The following is a 17,227-nucleotide window of genomic DNA, read 5'->3' as shown; positions in this document are numbered from 1 at the left end:
CGCCGATCACAATGTGATCGGCCCAAAGAACCGCCGGCCGGGGCAAGGAAGCGGGGTCGACCAATCACCGCGTGACAATGGCGGTATGGGCAGTTGAATCCGCCCGGATCGTCAGTAGGAGGCCATTGTCACATAGGATCGAGCCATGACAGTTCGAGACGCGAAGAGTCAGGTGATCGCCGGCCTGACCAAAAGCTTCAACGTCAACCTGACTACATTTCGCGAGGACGGCGGCCGGTCGCGACTCCGACCGGCGGGGTGGTCAGCGACGACACGCTCTACATACTCAGCTATGCCGACACCGGCAAGCTCAAGCTCCTGCGCAACAATTCTCTGGTCACGGTGGCGCCGTGCAACTCGGCCGGTACCCTGCCGGCCGGTGCGATGACGATCAAGGGCACGGGCCGGATTCTCGACGTCGTCGAGACGAGGAAGGCCTGAACTGGCGGGGCCGCCACCCGTGCCCCCAGACTTGCCACCCAACACGACGAGCGGATCGGAGCGGACCCTGACCGAGGTCGAGCCGGCGGTGACGGGGACGCAGAGCGTCTTCCGCGCACTGTCCATCCTGCGTGCCTTCACCCCGCAGCAGCCCACGCTGACCGGACCCGAGGTGGCCGAGAAGTTCGGCTTCTCGCAGCCGACCGCGTACCGGCTGCTGCGCGCGCTGGAGGCCGAGAACTTCCTCGTGTTCGATCGGGGCAGTCGGGCCTACGGTCCCGGGCCGGAGATCCTCCGGCTGGCCGGCGTGCTGCTGCACCGGGACGCCTTCGTCGTGCAGACCCAGTCCAGCCTGACCCGGCTGCGGGCGCTGACCGGCGAGACGGTGGCCGTGTACTGGCGGCTGGGCAACAAGTGCACCTGCACGCAGGAGCTGCCCAGCCCCCATCCTCAGCGGGTCGAGGCCGGCATCGGTGTGGGGTTCCCGCTCACCCGCGGCCCGGCCGGCAAGGCGATGCTGCTCGACCTGGACGAGGCCGGTGTGCGCGCGCTGCTGGCCGAGTCGGACATACCCGCCCCGGTCGGCGGCGTCGACGCGCTGCTGGCCGAGCTCGAGCAGGGCCGCAACCGGGGCTACCTGGCCGGCGTCGACGAGACCATCGAGGGCGCGGTCACCATCGCCGCTCCGATCCCCTGGGTGCAGCCGGGGCTGGCGGTCTACACCGTCTCCGCGCCGGAGTCCCGCTTCGATCCCCAGACCCGAGAGACCGCGGCCCGCACGCTGGTCGAGGAGATGGAACGGCTGCGCGCGATCCTACGCAAGCAGAATCCTTTCACCATGTGATCGAGCATTTCGCGGCCTGTCACATAATGACCGCAAGGCATCCGGGTATTGCCGCGGACCGCGCCGATTCCGAATAATTCACGCCGATGAGCATTCCGCCGAAGTACCGGGTCGATCCGGCGCTGGTCGCGGCCTTCGCCGCGATGCCCCCGCCCACCGGCCCCACCGACGTCGCCGCCAGCCGGGCCCGCCTGGCCGGGCTCAAGCACCTCCAGGCGCCGGCCGACCCCACCGGCCTGACGATCACCGACCAGATCGTCGGGCCCGACGTGAGCGTCCGCGTCTACCAGCCCGAGGGCCGGACGGGGCTACCGGGCATCCTGGCCATGCACCCGGGCGGGTTCACGATCGGCGACCTGGACACCAACGACGGGCTGCATGCCGATCTGGCCCGCGAGGTAGAGGCGGTCGTGGTGTCGGTGGACTACCGACTCTCCCCCGAGAACCGATTCCCGGCGGCCATCGAGGACTGCCATGCCGCGCTGGTCTGGCTGGCCGAGCATCCGGCGGTGGACCCGACACGGATCGCGCTGCACGGCATCAGCGCCGGCGGTGGCCTGGCCGCCGGGCTTGCCCTGCTGGCCCGGGACTGCGGCGGGCCGGCGATCGCCTTCCAGTACCTGAACACCCCCGAGATCGACGACCGGCTGACCACCCGGTCCATGGTCGAGTTCGTGGACACGCCCATGTTCAGCCGGGAGAACGCGATCCGCAGCTGGGACGCCTACCTGGGCCCGGGCGTGCGTGGCGGCGACGCCGTTTCCCCTTACGCCGCACCGTCTCGCTGCACCGACCTGGAGGGCCTACCGCCGGCGTACATCGCCGTGATGGAGCACGACCCGCTGCGCGACGAGGCCATCGCCTACGCGCAGGCGCTGCTCGCCGCCGGCGTCCAGGTGGAACTGCACCTGTTCCCCGGCACCTTCCACGGCTCATCGGCCATCGCCCCCACCGCTGAGGTCACGGTTCGCGAGCACCGGGAGCGGATCGCCGTGCTGCGGCGCGCGCTGAACTGAGTGGACTGCCACTTAGCAGCAGTCGACCCTTGATCTCTCCGCCGGCTCCGCCCTAGTACCGCGCTGAGCGGAGCCATGACGACCGTCGAGACCAACAGTTTTGTCGGCCGGCGGTGCACGTTAGGTGTACGCACTGATGGGGTTGCCAGAACCGAAGCGCCACCCGAGGCCCCGGCCGATCTTGCCCGCTGATGCACTTCCTCGATCGGCTGGCCTCGCACGACCTGACACTTGCTACCCGCGGGCAGCCCGATCTCGATCCCTGGCTCACCGACGAGAAAGCCACACACCGGGACGAGCCCGGCCATTTCGTGCGATGGGCCAAGAAACAGAAGCTGACCCGGCCGACCTATCCCGCAGCCAGATGGGGCGGACCAGTACGCGTCATCGACACCGAAAACCGCTGGGAACAGGCCCGCTGGCTGCTGAACGACCCATCCGTCAAACCCGAAGACCGTGTCGCCGGTCTGCTGCTCTTGCTCTACGCCCAGGGACCGACTCGGCCTTCACTGCGGCCGGCGACGCTGACCGATGAGGCACGCCACCACGACTGGCCGACCTTCGACGGCTGGTACGCGCCGACCATTACTCCTAGCGTCGCCATCGTCACGGCTCGGATCCGTACGAAGGAGATCGGATGCTTCGGTTAGCAACGGTCGTCGCGCTCGCCGCCACGCTGGTCGTTCCCTCGGCTCATCCCATGGACGACGACGATGACGGTGGCCCGGCGGCCCCCGCCGACTACAGCTACGTGCAGAAAACGGTGCCGGGCCAGACCCTTCCCCGGCACGCCTACGACATCGCCGCGGCTCAGGCCCGCCGCCTGCCGAAGGTCGGCGGCACCTGGCAGTCGCTGGGCCCGACGAACATCGGCGGCCGCGTGGTCGGCCTGGCCATGGACCCGACCACCACCGACGCGTTGTACGCGGCCTCGGCGAGCGGCGGCCTCTGGCGGTCGACAGACGCGGGCCGCACCTTCACCGCCGCCTGGCCGCAGGATGCGACGCAGGCGATGGGTGCTGTCGCGGTAGCACCCAACGGCACGGTCTTCGTCGGCACCGGCGAGCCCAATCCGGGCGGCGGCAGCGTCACTTATGAGGGCACCGGCGTCTACCGCTCCACCGATCACGGCGCGACCTGGCGGCAGGTGGGGCTGTCCGACTCCGGCACCATCGGCGCGATCGCCATCGACCCGACCAATCCGCAGCGGATCCTGGTCGCGGCGAACGGATCGCTGTACACGCCCGGCGGGGATCGCGGCGTCTACCTCAGCTCCGACGGCGGCAGCACGTGGCGCAAGGTGCTCGATGTGCCCAACGCGTTCACCGGGGCGGTCGACGTCCAGTTCGATCCGGCCGACCCGCACCGTGTCTACGCCGCGCTCTGGGATCATCGCCGACAGCCCGACCAGCGGGTTTACGGCGGCGTCGGCTCCGGCCTGTACCGCTCGACCGACAGCGGCGCCACCTGGCAGCAGCTCGGCGGCGGGCTGCCGGCCACCGGACCCGACGTCGGCCGGTACGGATTCGGCATCTCGGCCTCCCAGTCGGGACGGATGTACGCCATCGTCGGCACGACCGCCGGCTCCTACGGCAGCGCCTACACCTCCGCCGACGCCGGCACCACGTGGACCCGCCTGCCCGACGACCCGGAGCTCGTCGACTCGCAGTCCAGCTACAGCTGGTGGTTCGGCAAGATCTGGGTGGACCCGCGCGACGCCAACCACGTCCAGCTGGCCGGCGTGCCCCTGCTGACCTCGCACGACGCCGGCAAGACCTGGACCGCCAACGACGCCGTGCACTCCGATCAGCACGTCATCGTCTGGGATCCGCGCCATCCCAAGCGCGTGTACCTCGGCAACGACGGCGGCGTCTACCGCTCCGACAGCAACGGCGACGGCGGCTGGACACACGCCGTCAGCGAGCCGTTCACGCAGCTCTACAGCGTGGCGATCACCGCGGCGGACACCTCGCGCGTCTCCGGCGGCGCGCAGGACAACGGATCGCTGCGGTCGTGGGGCGGCACGCGGTTCAACGAGTACTTCGGCGGTGACGGCCAGGAGAACCTGATCAGCCCGGCCGACGACAACATCGTCTTCGCCTGCCTCCAGTACGGCGAGTGCGCGCGGTCCACCAACGGCGGCGCCTCGATGACCGAATTCACCGACGCCACCACCGCCGATCGCCGCAACTGGTTCACCCCCGTCCAGTTCGACCCGACCAACCCGAAAGTCATGTACTACGGCGGAAACCGGCTCAACCGCTCCACCGACGGCGGCGTCACCTGGACCGCGATCAGCCCCGACCTGACCGGCGGCCCCGGCAAGGACGACTATCCGTTCGGCACCATCACCACCGTCGCCGCGGCACGTGACCAGCACACGGTCTGGGTCGGCACCGACGACGGCCGGGTCTGGGTCACGCACGATCTCGGCACCACCTGGACGAACGTGCTCACCGGGCAGCCGTGGGTGACGCGGGTCGTGGTGGATCCGCAGAACCCGAGCGCCGCCTACGTCACGCTGTCCGGCTACCGGTCCGGTTCCCCGCAGCCGCATGTGCTGCGCACCGGCGACAGCGGCGGGCACTGGACGGATCTGTCCGGGAATCTGCCGCAGGCGCCGGTGAACACCCTCGTGATCGGCGCGGGCGGCATTCTCTACGCCGGCACGGACCAGGGCGTCTTCGCCGGCACGGCGGGGTCCGCCCAGTGGGCTCGGCTGGGCCAGAACCTGCCGCTGGTGCCCGTCGACGACATCGCCTACGACCAGTCGCACCATCGTCTGGTGATCGCCACGTTCGGGCGCGGCTTCTACTCGCTCACCGTCGCATGACCGGCCGTGCCGGCGGCCCGCGTGGGGTCGCCGGCACGGATCCGAGCAGTTCTCACAACAGCCCTTGATGTTGTGAATGGTTCTTCTGGCCCTTGTGTCAGCGGAAAGTGCGCCAAGGCAACGCCGACCGCAGGGCATCAAGGGCACCGCAGTCCCCCGGATGGTCGACGTCCGAGGATGCGTCGGGGCTTCGGAAGTTGACCACCGTCAACGTTGGTTCGGCTGTACCCACATCGGGCACTCCCCCACCACTGTGTTGCCGCTACCGGGCAGCGATCTTGTCATCACGCCGCGCCTGTCGCCTGAGAACTGCGTCTCGGTCAACCCAAGCAGCGTTCGACTCGGCATCGTGCAGGGGGTCGGAAGCAGTGCACGGAGGGGCTCACCACCAACGGATCAGCGGCGCACTCGACGTGGAGTGCTGACCGAGGCCCAGCCACTTCCTACCGGCGCGACTGCGGCCCGGGAATTGTGTGATCGCAACCGGCCTTGACCGTGTGGCGTCTACCGGTGGTGAGCAACAACCGGTCAAAGCGATAGAGGGGTACGACGTGAGCAAGTTGCGGCACACCATGACCGTGGCGGCGCTGGCCGGCGCCGTCGCCCTGGGCGTGACGGGGACGGCCGTCGCTTTCGCAGCCGACGGCACGCGGACGACCGCCGGCGATGTCGGCTGGTGCACCGGACATGACCTGCAGATCACCGCCCGCGACGCGCACTCGCCGAACAGCGGCAGCAAGTTGTTCCGGATCGCGTTCGCCGCCAGGGACGGCGTGACCTGCAAGATCGGCGGTGGCTTGAGCAACGTGCGGTTCCTCGACGAAAAGGGACAGGACATGAACGTTCCCCTCAACGGGGGACACCATGCCTACGTGGAACTGCCGGTCGACGCCAGTCATGAGGCGACGGTGTACGTGGCCTCGCAGTCGGAGGGCCCGATGGTTCACCCGGCCTCGATCCGCTTCGACCTGCCCGGCCAGGGCAGTCTCGGCGACGAGGTGACGGTGGCGTGGCCGTCCGGCCTCGGCGCGCGCGTGCGGATCACTGACCTGATGGCGCCGGTCAGCTAACCGTTCCCGCACGAACTCTCCGGTGTTTCGCCCGCTCGGAACACCGGAGAGCAAGTTCCCACATCCTTGATCGGCAGCGCCCCCTTGAGGAAGGCCGTCGCCACACCGGACTGGTTGTCTGGCGATCCTTACCCTGACCTGGGCCATGCTGGCGATCCGCCTCTGGTTCAGGCCGTGGTGTGTCAGTTGCACGTCGCTTCGGCCTGCTCCAGCCGGTCCGCGGGCCATACTGCCGCGAATGGGAGGTGGTGGTCCGGCGATCGGTGAGTGCTGAGCAGGGCCGGACGGAAGCGGTCGTCCAGGCGGGCGAGGACGACGGCCGTAGGTCGTAGCGCCTTGGGGATGGTGTGGCCGTCAGCGAACACCGCAAGCTCGCCCCAGGGCAGGGCGAATCTCCACCTCGCTCGTGGCGTGCGTCCGGTTCGAACTGAGCATCGAGGAGGTGGTTGCGGAGAGCAATCTCGACCTCTTCACGCGGGTTGTCGGATTCAAGAACGAACTGTTTCAGCGCCGGGTTGTGGACTGCTTCGGGGCGGAGGCCGGGAGGAAGGTAGGCTGGCGCGCCTCGCGAGGTATGGCGGGATTGGTGGGTTACGACACGTATCGGCGCACGAAAGTTTTCGCGTCGCTGAACGGCCTGCGATGCCTGAGCATCCTCGCGGTGATCTGGCACCACTGCGGCGGCGATGTCGCCGGCATACCCGTACCGCGCACCGGCTACCTCGGTGTCTCCCTGTTTTTCGTCATCAGTGGTTTCCTCATCACCACCCTGCTGCTCAGGGAACGAGACCAGCACGGACAGATCTCGCTTCGGCGTTTCTACGCCCGCCGCAGCCTGCGCATCTTCCCGCTCTACTACACCGTGGTGGCGATCTACGCCGTCCTCGTGCTCCTGGTGTGGAAGCCGTCGGCCTACGGGAACGACTACCTGCACAACCTGCCGGCGTTCCTGACCTACACGTCGAACTGGTTCGTGCCCCTGGGCAGCGAGCTCTACCTGGCCTGGTCGTTGGCCGCCGAGGAGCAGTTCTATCTGGTATGGCCCGTCATCGAACGGTTCACCGCCCGGAAATGGCCGGTTCTGCTCGCCGTGGCGATCCTGATGGTCAGCGTCGCGCTGTCCACACCGGCGGCCACGGTCTGGTAGGGCACGGCGAAGGCCGCGGACACGCTCGTGGTCTACCTTCCGGCCGGTCTGCTGCTCGGAGTCCTGCTGGCACATGTGCTGCACAGCCGGCGCGGCTATGACCTGATGCGGACGCTGGTGGGCGGCCGGTTCGGCAGTCCAACGGCGCTGGTTCTCGTCCTGGTCGGACTGGCCGTGATGGACGCGATGGAACACCCCTGGGGCGTGCTGACGGTGGTCGGTCTGATGACGCTGCTGGTCGCTGCGTGTGTGCTACGCGAGGATCACGGCCTGGCCGGCCTGTTGTGCGCTCGCCCCGTGAACTGGATCGGCACGGTGAGCTACGGCATGTACCTGCTCCACATGCTCGTGCTCGTCCCGCTGGCAAAACTGCTGGACCGGCTCGGCTACAACCCACCGCTGCTCAGGTTCGTCCTCGTCGTCGGGGTCACGGTCCTGGTCGCGTCGGCCAGCTACCGTTGGTTCGAGTCGAACTTTCTGCGCCAGAAGCGGCGCTTCGAGCCGGCGCAGGTCTCGACTGCCTGATACCCGCCCGGCCCATCGTCGGTGGTCGCCGAGCTCGTCGTCTGTCGTCCGGTTCACCGCGTCGGCGCTGAGCAAGTCCGCCGACCCGGTCGTGCGCGGTCTCGACGTGCAGGTCGTCATCGACGCGGCGAACACGGCCTTCCCAGCTGGCTCCGCCCCGTGATCGTCACGCCTAAGGCGCGGTGTCCGTCCAGGTGACCGGCAGCTCGTGCACGCCGTAGATGCTCATGTCGGTGCGCAGCCGCACCTCGCCGGCCGGGATGGCCAGTCGCAGAGTCGGAAAGCGGCGCAGCAGCCCGGCGAAGCCGGCCCGCATCTCGACACGGGCCAGTTGCTGGCCCAGGCACTGGTGCACGCCGTGGCCGAAGGACACGTGGCCGCGGGCCCTGCGGTGGACGTCCAGGGTGTCGCCGTTGTCGAAGCGCTGCGGGTCGTGGCCGGCGGCCAGCAGGGAGACGACGACGGTCGACCCCTTGGTGATCGTCTCCCCGCCGACCTCGATGTCCTCCGTGGCGTAGCGCAGGAACGTGTCGGCGACGGCGAGGTAGCGCATGAGCTCCTCGACGGCATCGGGCATCAGCTCCGGGTCGGCGCGCAGCTCGGCCAGCTGCTCGGGGTGCTCCAGCAGCGCGAAAGTGCCCAGCGCCAGCATGTTCGCGGTGGTCTCGTGGCCGGCGAGCAGCAGCAGGAAGGCGATGCCGATCAGCTCCTCGACGCTCAGGTCGTCATCGCGGGCCAGGTCGGACAGCATGTCCTCGCCCGGCTCGGCCCGCTTGGCGGTGATCAGCCCGGCCAGGTACGAGGTCAGCGCGTTCCACGCGCCCATCTTCTCCTCCAGCGACTGGTCCTTGACCAGGAACTGGGCGGAGTTGGCCTGGAAGGTCTCCCGGTCCTGGTAGGGCACGCCGAGCAGCTCGCAGATCACCAGCGACGGCACCGGCAGCGCGAACGCCTTGACCAGGTCGACCGGCGGGGTGAGGCCGGCCAGCTCGTCCAGCTGCCGCTCGGTGATCTCGACGATGTGCTCCTCGAGCATCTTCATCCGTTTCACGGTGAAGGCGCCGATCAGCTTGCGCCGCAACCGGGTGTGGTCCGGCGGGTCCATCGCGATGAACAGGCCCGGCACCTGCGGGGACGGCTCGGTGGCCGGCGGCATGCCCGGCGTTTCCCAGGGCACGTGCAGGACGCCGACGTCCTGGCGGGAGCTGAAGCGGGTGTCGGCCAGCACCTGGCGGACCTCGTCGTAGCCGGTGACCAGCCAGCCCTCGTGGCCGTCCGGGAAGACCAGCGGGCTGACCGGGCGGGCCTCGCGCAGGCGGCTGATCCGGCGGGGCGGGTCGAACGGACTGGCGTCGCGCTCGGTGGGCAGGCCCTGCGGAACGGGAACCGGGTGGCTCATCGGAAGTTCCTCTCGTGACGATTGCTGTCACCACAGTGGCCGGCTCCACTGACACCGAACGGTCACGGGCCTGACACCGATCACGTGGTGGCCGCGATCGGTGTCAGAGCCGGCGCAAGTTGCCGAAGCGAGCCGATCCCCCATGGCAAAATCGGCCGGTGCAGATCGGGATGCTCGGACCATTCGAGGTACGCACGGAGGGCGGTGCGCCGACCGACGTGCCGGGCGCCCGGCTGCGCGGACTGCTGGCCGCCCTCGCGCTCGAACCGGGTCACGTGGTCCCGAAGGCGACGCTCGTCGACTGGATCTGGGGCGAGAACCCACCCGCCGACGCGGCGAATGCCTTGCAGCGCCTGGTTTCCCGGCTGCGGAAGGTGCTGCCGGACGGGACGGTCGACGGGCAGGCGAACGGCTACCGCCTGACGGTGGCACCGGATGCCGTCGACGCCGTGCGGTTCCAACGCCTCGTCAGCCAGGCCCGCGAGGAAGCGGATCCACGGCGGCTGCGCGAGGCCCTTGCCCTGTGGCGCGGCGGGGCCATGCAGGACGTCGGTCTGCTGGACAGCGCGGCGTTCGACGCGGCGGTCACCCGGCTCGAGGGACTGCGCCTGGCGGCCTTGGAGGACCGGTTCGATGCGGAGATCAGCCTCGGCCACGGCGCGGAGATCGTCACGCAGCTGACCGACCTCGTGGTCGCACATCCGGTTCGCGAACGGCTCGTCGCCGCCCTGATGCGGGCGCTGGCCGCGACCGGCCGCGACACCGAGGCGCTGCTCCTGTACCAGCGCACCAGGGAAACCCTGGCCGACGAGCTGGGCGTGGACCCCTCACCCGAGCTGTCCGCGGTGCACGTGGCGCTGCTGCGGGGCGAGTTGGGGCGGCGGGAGGAGACCCGCCGGACCAACCTGCGCGCCGAGCTGACCAGTTACGTCGGCAAGGACGCCGACGTCGCCGCGGTCCGCGAGCTCGTCGCCGGCCATCGGCTCACCACGCTGATCGGGCCGGGCGGCTCGGGCAAGACCAGGCTGGCCACGGAGACCGCGCGCACGGTGCTCGGCGACCAGCCGGACGGGGTCTGGCTGGTGGAGCTCGCGCCCGTCGGCTCGGACGGTGACGTGGCGCAGGCGACGCTCGCCGCGCTCAAGCTCCGGGACTCGCTGCTCGGCGAGGCGCCGGACGCGGAGCCGACGGACCGGGTCATCGCCGCGCTCCGCGACCGGGCGATGGTGCTGGTGCTGGACAACTGCGAGCACGTGATCGAGTCCGCGGCGACTTTCGCTCACCGTGTGCTCGGCGAGTGCCGGCGGCTGCGCATCCTCGCCACGAGCCGGGAACCGCTCGGCATCACCGGCGAGGCGCTGTGGCCCGTCGCGCCGCTGGTCCTGCCGGCGGAGGACGCCGACGCCGACAAGATCGAGTCCTCGCCGGCCGTCCGGCTGCTGCGGGACCGGGCCGGCGCGGTGCGCAAGGACCTCGCGGCCGACGCCGGCACGTCGTCGACCCTGGCCCGCATCTGCCGGGCGCTGGACGGGATGCCGCTGGCGATCGAGCTGGCCGCGGCCAGGTTGCGGACGATGTCCCTGGATCAGCTCGCCCATCGGCTCGACGACCGGTTCCGCCTGCTGACCGGCGGCAGCCGCACGGCACTGCCCCGGCACCGAACACTGCGCGCGATGGTCGACTGGAGCTGGGAACTGCTGACCGACGCCGAGCGGGCGGCGTTGCGGCGGCTGTCGGTGTTCGCCGGCGGCGCGAGCCAGGAGGCCGCCGAGCGGGTCTGCGCGGGTGACGCGGTCGACGCGTGGGAGGTGCTGGACCTGCTGACCGCGCTGACCGAGAAATCGCTGGTGGTCGCCGAAGGCGACGCAGCGCCGCGGTACCGGATGCTCGGCACCATCAAGGAGTACGCCCAGCAGCGCCTGGCCGAGGCTGGGGAAACCGATCTGGCCCGCCGGGCTCATCTCGCGCACTTCACCGAACTCGCCGAGACCGCCGACCCGCACCTTCGCGGCGCCGAGCAGCTGGAGTGGCTCGCCGCGCTCGAGGTCGAACACGACAACATCGTCGCGGCGATGCGCGGTGCGCTCGCGGCCGGCGATGCGGCCGGGGCGATGCGGCTGGCCGCGGCCGGCGGCTGGTACTGGTGGCTCGGCGGGCACAAGAACGAGGGCAACGAGCTGGTCATGGCGGCGGCCGCCGTGCCCGGCGAGGTGGCCGACGAGGTCCGGGCCGCGGTGTACGCGCTGGCCACCGGATTCGTGACGTCGGGGCTGGAGAGCGACCAGAACCAGGCCGCCGAGTGGATCCACGAGGTGCACGAGATCAACCGCCGGGTCCAGCGCTGCCACCCGGCGGTGCGACTCGTCGCCGCGCTGGAGCAGCTGGTGCGGGAGCCGGACGCGTTCCTGGCCGTGTGGGAGCCGCTGCTCGCCGACGAGGAGCCCTGGGTTCGTGCGCTGGCCCGGCTGCAGCTCGGCAAGATGCGGATCATGGCCGGCGACGGCAGCCGGGAGGCCGACGCCTGTCTCGAGACGGCGCTGGCCGAGTATCAGGCGCTGGGCGAGCGGTGGGGCATGTCGTTCGCCCTGACCGAACTGGCCGACCGAATCGCCATGCGCGGCGATTTCACCGGCGCGTGCGAGCACTACGAGCAGGCGATCGCCGTGGTCACCGAAGTCGGCGCGATCGAGGACGTCGTGCGGATGCGGTCGCGGCAGGCCCAGTTGCACTGGCTGGCCGGCGACGACGAGTCGAGCGCCGCCGCCATGGCGCAGGCGCAGCGGTCCGCGGAGCGGGTGGCATGGCCGGGGGCGTTGATCGAGTTGGCCCTGGGGAAGGCGAACCTCGCCCGCTGGCGCGGTGACGCCGAGCAGGCGCGCCGGCAACTCGACGTCGCGACCGGCTTGCTGGGCAGCGCCGCCGAGCGGGCACAGGTCCGGGCGATGCGGCATGACATCCTCGGCTACCTGACCGAGGATGTCGACGAAGCCCGTGCACACCGCGTCGCCGCCTTCGCGGCCGCGGCTGAGCACGGGAGCACACCGGTGATCGCGCAGGCGCTGCTCGGGCTGGCCGACCTGGCGCTGCGTCAGCAACAGGACGAGCAGGCGGCGCGGCTGCTGGCGGCGAGCGTCGGCCTCCGCGGCCTGCCGGACCGCTCCCAGCCGGACGTGACCCGAATCGAGCAGGCCACGCGAAGTCGCCTCGGCGACAAGCGGTTCGCCGAGGCGACTCAGGAGGGGACCCGGGCGAGCTGGCGCGAGCTGGCCGCGGTCACGCTCGGCGGGTGAACGTGGACCGCGCCCACAGGTAGCCGACGAGGGCGATGCCGACGCACCAGGCGACGGCGGCGATCGCATCGCCGGCGGCCGGGGCGCCGTTGAGCAACCCTCGCAACGTCTCGATGATCGGCGTGAACGGCTGGTACTGGGCGAATTCCCGGACGCCCGGCCCCATCTTCGCGGCGGGGACGATCGCGCTGCTGAAGAACGGCAGCATGACCAGCGGCACGGCGGCCAGCCCCGCCGTCTCCGGGGACTTCGCGAACAGTCCCAGCGCGACCGTGAACCAGCCGGCTGCGACCGCGAGCAGCACCACCATGCCGACCACGCCGAGCCAGTCCAGCAGGCTCGCCGCCGGGCTGAAGCCCAGCAGGAAGGCCACCCCGATGATCGCCCCGATGGCGACCAGGTTGGTCAGCACGCTGGCTACGACGTGGCCGGTCAGCACCGCGCCGCGGGAGACGTCCATGACCTTGAACCGGTTGATGACGCCCTTGGTCATGTCGGAGTTCACCGACGTCGCCACCGCCCCCAGTCCGTAGCAGACGGCCAGCAGCAGCATGCCCGGTGTGGCGTAGTCGACGTAGTCCACGCCGACGCTGAAGGCGCCGCCCAGCAGGTACACGAACATCAGCATGACCACGACCGGCATCAGCACCGCGTTGAACACCGAGGTCGGGTTCCGGGCGACGTGCTTGAGGTTGCGTCGCAGCATCACCATCGACTGGGACTTCATTTCGCGGCCACCTCCGTGGCGTGGCCCGTCAGGGCGAGGAAGACGTCGTCGAGATCCGGGGTGTGCACGGAGAGCTCCTCGGCGCTGATCGAGTACTCGTCGAGCCGGTCGAGCAGGGCCCGCAGCGACCGCGTGCCGCCGTCGCCGGGCACCCGCAGGGCCAGCGCCTCGTCCTCACGGGTGGCGTCGGTGATGATCCGGGCGGCCGCGTCGAGCTCGGCGGCGGTGGTGAACCGGAGCCGGACGTGCGTCCCGGGGATGCGGCGCTTGAGCTCGGCGGGAGTGCCCTCGGCGACCAGGCGGCCGTGGTCGAGTACCGCGATCCGGTCGGCCAGTTGGTCGGCTTCCTCGAGGTACTGGGTGGTGAGGAAGACCGTCACGCCGTCGGCCACCAGTTCCCGGATGATCGACCACATGGTGCGGCGGCTGCGCGGGTCCAGCCCGGTCGTCGGCTCGTCCAGGAAGATGATGCGTGGGTCGCCGACCAGCGTCATCGCCAGATCGAGCTTGCGGCGCATGCCTCCCGAGTAGGTGGATGCCGGCTTCCGCGCCGACTCGACCAGATCGAAGCGCTCCAGCAGCCGGCCGACGATGCCGTCCTCGGCTCGCGGGCTCAGGTCCACCATCAGCCGGAGGTTCTCCTCCCCCGTCAGCAACTCGTCCACCGCCGCGAACTGACCGGTCACCCCGATCGCCGACCGCACCGCCGCGGCCTCCGTCGCCACGTCGTGCCCGGCCACGCGGACCGTGCCGCCATCGGCCCTGATCAACGTGGTCAGCACGTTCACCGTCGTCGTCTTGCCGGCGCCGTTCGGACCGAGCAGGGAGAAGACCGTGCCCGTGCCGACATTCAGGTCGATGCCGTCGAGCACCGTCTTGTCCTTGTACGCCTTCCGCAGCCCGGAGGCCGCGATCGCCAGGTTTGTCATGCCCAGCACTGTCATCGGGTCCGGTGTCACCCGCCTGACACGCCTCTGACATGCCTCGGGGCCGTGTCAGCGCGGTGGCTGCCCGGTGTCAGCACCACCGGTGATGGTGGCTTCAGTCATCCACTTCCGCCCTCGGAGGCAACACCATGAGCACCGCCCCCTGGACCGGCCTGCTGCCCGTCGACGACACTGCCCTGTACGTCACCGACACCGGCGGCTCCGGCCGACCCGTCGTCTACCTGAACGGCTCCTACGCCGACCAGTCGCACTGGCGCCGCGTCATCTCCGAGCTCGGCAGCGGCTACCGGCACATCGCGTACGACGAGCGGGCCCGTGGCAAGTCGAAGCGCTCCGCCGAGTACTCGTTCGAGGCGTGCCTTCGGGACCTGGACGCCGTCCTCACCGCGCGGGGCGTGGAACAGCCGATTCTGGTGGGCTGGTCCTACGGGGGCATCCTCGGGTGGCACTGGGCCGACCGGCACCCCGACCGCGTCGCCGGGCTGGTCACCGTGGACGCGTTCCCCATCGGCCTCACCGGCGAGGCCGGCCGGGTGCGGATCCGCAAGCTGTTCCGCCGGATGCGGTGGGCCTTCCCGATCGCCGCCCGCCTGGGCCTGGCCGCGCGGATGAGCGCCGACCAGCACGCCGACGTCAACATCGAGGTCAACGAGGTCTCCGCCGCCAGCGGGCCCGTCCTGGAGCGCCTGACCTGTCCCGTCCGGTTCGTGCTGGCCACCGGCGACAACCTCGGGACCAAGGACGGGGAGATGGAGGAAGGCCGCACCGTGCTCGACCCGTTGCTCACCGCCAACCCCAACCTCAAGGTGAGCGCCAAGGTCGCCAGCAACCACAGCAAGATCCTCAGCAAGGACTCCCCAGCCGTCGCCGACGCCGTCCGCGAGCTCGCCGCCACCCGCGGCCACGCGGTCAGCTGAGCCGTGCCCCAGGTCTGCTCCGTCCCGGGAACGGTGCGGCCGTCGACCGCTGTAGCGAGGCCGCGAACCGGCCTGCCCGGTCCCGGACGAGGAACCGGAACTCGCCGACTCGATCATCAAGGTCGTCAGCTGCGAAGCAGGCCGCGGCCGGTGACCAGCGGGAGGTCGAACGCGGTGAGCAGCCCGGGCCTTGCCGCCACCACCGCCGGGATCGCGTTCACCAGACGCATCGCGGTCGCCTTGAGACCGGCCGTGTTGTGGTCCCCGTCCGAACCGAGCAAGGTCAGGTCGAGCGTGTAGTTCGGCTCGCCGGTCACCTCGACCCGGTAGCAGCCCTGGCCCGCCGGCTGCGGCCAGTCCGGCCCGAGGTCGGGGCGCAGCCGGGTGACGTGCTCCAGCACGCAGACCGGACGGCCGCCGCGCATTCCTCGCACCTCGAACCGGAGCGCGGCCGCCGTGCCCGCGGCGATCTCGCCCGCGCCGATCTCGAAGGTCTCCGGCGCCGCAAGGCGCTGGTAGCTCTCCTCCACTCCGTCCAGTTCGATGTCCAAACCGGACGCGAGCTGACGCACCACACTGCCCCAGGCCAGACTCAGCACGCCCGGCTGCAACAACAGCGGGGTCTCCCCCAGCGGGCCGCCGAATCCCATGATGTCGAACAGCACCTTCCGGTTGTGATAGGTGCTGTAGTCCAGGATCTCCAGGCAGCGAACCTGGTCCATGCGCTCGCTGATGCCGGTGACCGCCAGCGGCAACCAGTCGTTGGCGAATCCAGGGTCGATGCCGTTGACCCACAACGACACGCCGCCCTCGACCGCGGCAAGGCGAACCGGTTCCGACACTTCGTCGGGCACCGTCCCCTTCGGGAACTGGAGGAAGACCGGGCAGCTGGACACCACGTTGATCCCGGCCCGCAGGATGCGCCGCAGGTCTTCCAGCGCCGCCACCAGCCGATCGTCGGCCATCGCCGTGTACACGACGCAGTCGGGTCGCAGCGCGAGTATCTCGTCGGCGTCGTTCGTCGCGACGACGCCGAGTTCCCGTCCCAGTCCGGCGAGTTCTCCCGCGTCCCTGCCAACCTTGTCCGGAGTGGACACCCAGACGCCGACGAGTTCCAGGTCCGGACGCGCGGCGACGCCCGCGATCGCGTGCCGCCCGACGTTGCCGGTGCTCCACTGCACCACCCGGTAGGCCACCAGCGCACCCTCCTCGGTCAGAGATCCGGCAGGCCGAGCTCCAGATTGGGCGCCTGCAGGCCACCGTCCACCTCGATCACCTTGCCGGTCACGAAACCACCGGCGGACGAAGCCAGATACACGACCGTCGCGGCGATGTCGTCGGGGTCACCGATGGCGTGCAGCGGTGTGGCGGCTTCCATCTTCGCTCGCAGCTCGGCATTGCGCACCACGATGTCCAGCGCCGATGTGGCCACCGAGCCGACGGCGATCGCGTTGACCCGGATACGCGGCGCGAGATCGGCCGCCGTCAGGCGTGTGTAGTGCGCGAGCGCGGCCTTTGCCGTGCCGTAGGCCGCGAAGCCACGTCCGGCGACCCGCCCCATCGCGGAGGAGATGTTCACGATCGCGCCGCCACCAGTGGCCAACATCGCCGGTGTCGCCGCAACCGTCAGGGCGTGCGCGGTCGACACGTTGAAGCGGAACGCTTCTTCGAGGAATTCGACGGTGGTCTCGAGCAACGGGCGCGGGTAGGTGCCACCGACGTTGTTCACCACGATGTCGAGCCGGCCCAGGACGTCCACCGCCGCGCCCGCCAGCCCCGCGGCGGCCTCCGGATCACTCAAGTCGGCCGGCACGACGTGAGCCTTGCGGCCGGCCTTCTCGATCCGCGCCGCCACGTCGTTCAGCTCGGCCTCCGTGCGGGAGGAGATCACCACGTCGGCGCCCGCCTCCGCCAGCGCCACCGCCGTCGCCGCCCCGATGCCACGGCCGGCGCCGGTGACCACCGCGACCTTGTCCGTCACTCGCAACCGATCGAAGATCACACCAGAACTGTAACAGGTTCTAGTTTTTGGCGGGAGTGCGAGCTGGCGTCGCCAGCGACGAAATCCGCA

13 protein-coding genes and 1 pseudogene are annotated in these 17,227 nt (G+C 70.1%); 9 read left to right on the top strand and 5 right to left on the bottom strand.

Translation table 11 applies throughout. From position 1 onward, the window contains the following. The first annotated feature begins 258 nt into the window (after positions 1–258). The 7 genes and pseudogenes from BJ998_RS49720 (at position 259) to BJ998_RS48035 (ending at position 7,876) form a co-directional block, all read left to right on the top strand. A complete protein-coding gene (locus tag BJ998_RS49720) occupies positions 259–441 on the top strand; it encodes a PNPOx family protein (RefSeq protein ID WP_184868180.1) in 183 nt (60 codons plus the stop codon). Between the two features lie 19 nt (positions 442–460). Continuing rightward, a complete protein-coding gene (locus tag BJ998_RS38505; RefSeq protein ID WP_184868179.1) occupies positions 461–1,285 on the top strand; it encodes an IclR family transcriptional regulator in 825 nt (274 codons plus the stop codon). An 86-nt stretch (positions 1,286–1,371) separates the two neighbouring features. Then, positions 1,372–2,301, top strand: a complete 930-nt coding sequence (locus tag BJ998_RS38500; RefSeq protein WP_221338280.1) for an alpha/beta hydrolase — start codon at positions 1,372–1,374, stop codon at positions 2,299–2,301. A 191-nt stretch (positions 2,302–2,492) separates the two neighbouring features. Next, positions 2,493–2,951, top strand: a complete 459-nt coding sequence (locus BJ998_RS38495; RefSeq protein WP_184868178.1) for a hypothetical protein — start codon at positions 2,493–2,495, stop codon at positions 2,949–2,951. Continuing rightward, complete coding sequence (locus BJ998_RS38490) at positions 2,939–5,134, top strand: WD40/YVTN/BNR-like repeat-containing protein (RefSeq protein ID WP_184868177.1); 2,196 nt, start codon at positions 2,939–2,941, stop codon at positions 5,132–5,134. The genes BJ998_RS38495 and BJ998_RS38490 overlap by 13 nt, the downstream gene beginning before the upstream one ends. 551 nt (positions 5,135–5,685) lie before the next feature. Beyond that, on the top strand, positions 5,686–6,204 hold the full coding sequence (locus tag BJ998_RS38485) for a hypothetical protein (RefSeq protein WP_184868176.1): 519 nt from the start codon (positions 5,686–5,688) through the stop codon (positions 6,202–6,204). A 574-nt stretch (positions 6,205–6,778) separates the two neighbouring features. Continuing rightward, positions 6,779–7,876: pseudogene (locus BJ998_RS48035) on the top strand (acyltransferase family protein). 172 nt (positions 7,877–8,048) lie between these two features. Here the strand turns inward: BJ998_RS48035 and BJ998_RS38470 are convergent. Next, positions 8,049–9,275, bottom strand: coding sequence for a cytochrome P450 (locus tag BJ998_RS38470; protein ID WP_184868173.1), 1,227 nt, complete (start codon positions 9,273–9,275; stop codon positions 8,049–8,051). Between the two features lie 158 nt (positions 9,276–9,433). On the opposite strand from BJ998_RS38470, the gene BJ998_RS38465 reads away from it, so the two are divergent. After that, positions 9,434–12,565, top strand: coding sequence for an AfsR/SARP family transcriptional regulator (locus tag BJ998_RS38465; protein WP_184868172.1), 3,132 nt, complete (start codon positions 9,434–9,436; stop codon positions 12,563–12,565). Here BJ998_RS38465 and BJ998_RS38460 read toward each other — a convergent pair. Further along, positions 12,549–13,292: an ABC transporter permease gene (locus BJ998_RS38460; protein WP_184868171.1), complete on the bottom strand. Its 744-nt coding sequence runs from the start codon at positions 13,290–13,292 to the stop codon at positions 12,549–12,551. The genes BJ998_RS38465 and BJ998_RS38460 overlap by 17 nt on opposite strands. Further along, positions 13,289–14,221: an ATP-binding cassette domain-containing protein gene (locus tag BJ998_RS38455; RefSeq protein WP_184868170.1), complete on the bottom strand. Its 933-nt coding sequence runs from the start codon at positions 14,219–14,221 to the stop codon at positions 13,289–13,291. The genes BJ998_RS38460 and BJ998_RS38455 overlap by 4 nt, the downstream gene beginning before the upstream one ends. A 146-nt stretch (positions 14,222–14,367) precedes the next feature. Here BJ998_RS38455 and BJ998_RS38450 point away from each other — a divergent pair, with 146 nt between their 5' ends. Beyond that, positions 14,368–15,156: an alpha/beta fold hydrolase gene (locus tag BJ998_RS38450; protein ID WP_184868169.1), complete on the top strand. Its 789-nt coding sequence runs from the start codon at positions 14,368–14,370 to the stop codon at positions 15,154–15,156. Positions 15,157–15,281: 125 nt separating this feature from the next. On the opposite strand, the gene BJ998_RS38445 is transcribed toward BJ998_RS38450, so the two are convergent. After that, positions 15,282–16,352 carry an NAD(P)H-dependent amine dehydrogenase family protein gene (locus BJ998_RS38445; protein WP_184868168.1) on the bottom strand — a complete coding sequence of 357 codons (1,071 nt, stop codon included), beginning with the start codon at positions 16,350–16,352 and terminating at the stop codon, positions 15,282–15,284. Between the two features lie 17 nt (positions 16,353–16,369). Continuing rightward, entirely contained in the window at positions 16,370–17,158 is a 789-nt protein-coding gene (locus tag BJ998_RS38440) for an SDR family oxidoreductase (protein ID WP_184869209.1), read from the bottom strand. Positions 17,159–17,227: the final 69 nt, after the last annotated feature.

This window comes from Kutzneria kofuensis, assembly GCF_014203355.1.
Classification (GTDB): domain Bacteria; phylum Actinomycetota; class Actinomycetes; order Mycobacteriales; family Pseudonocardiaceae; genus Kutzneria; species Kutzneria kofuensis.
The sequence above is the reverse complement of the archived record's forward strand: the minus strand, read 5'-3'. Positions and strand labels throughout refer to the sequence as shown.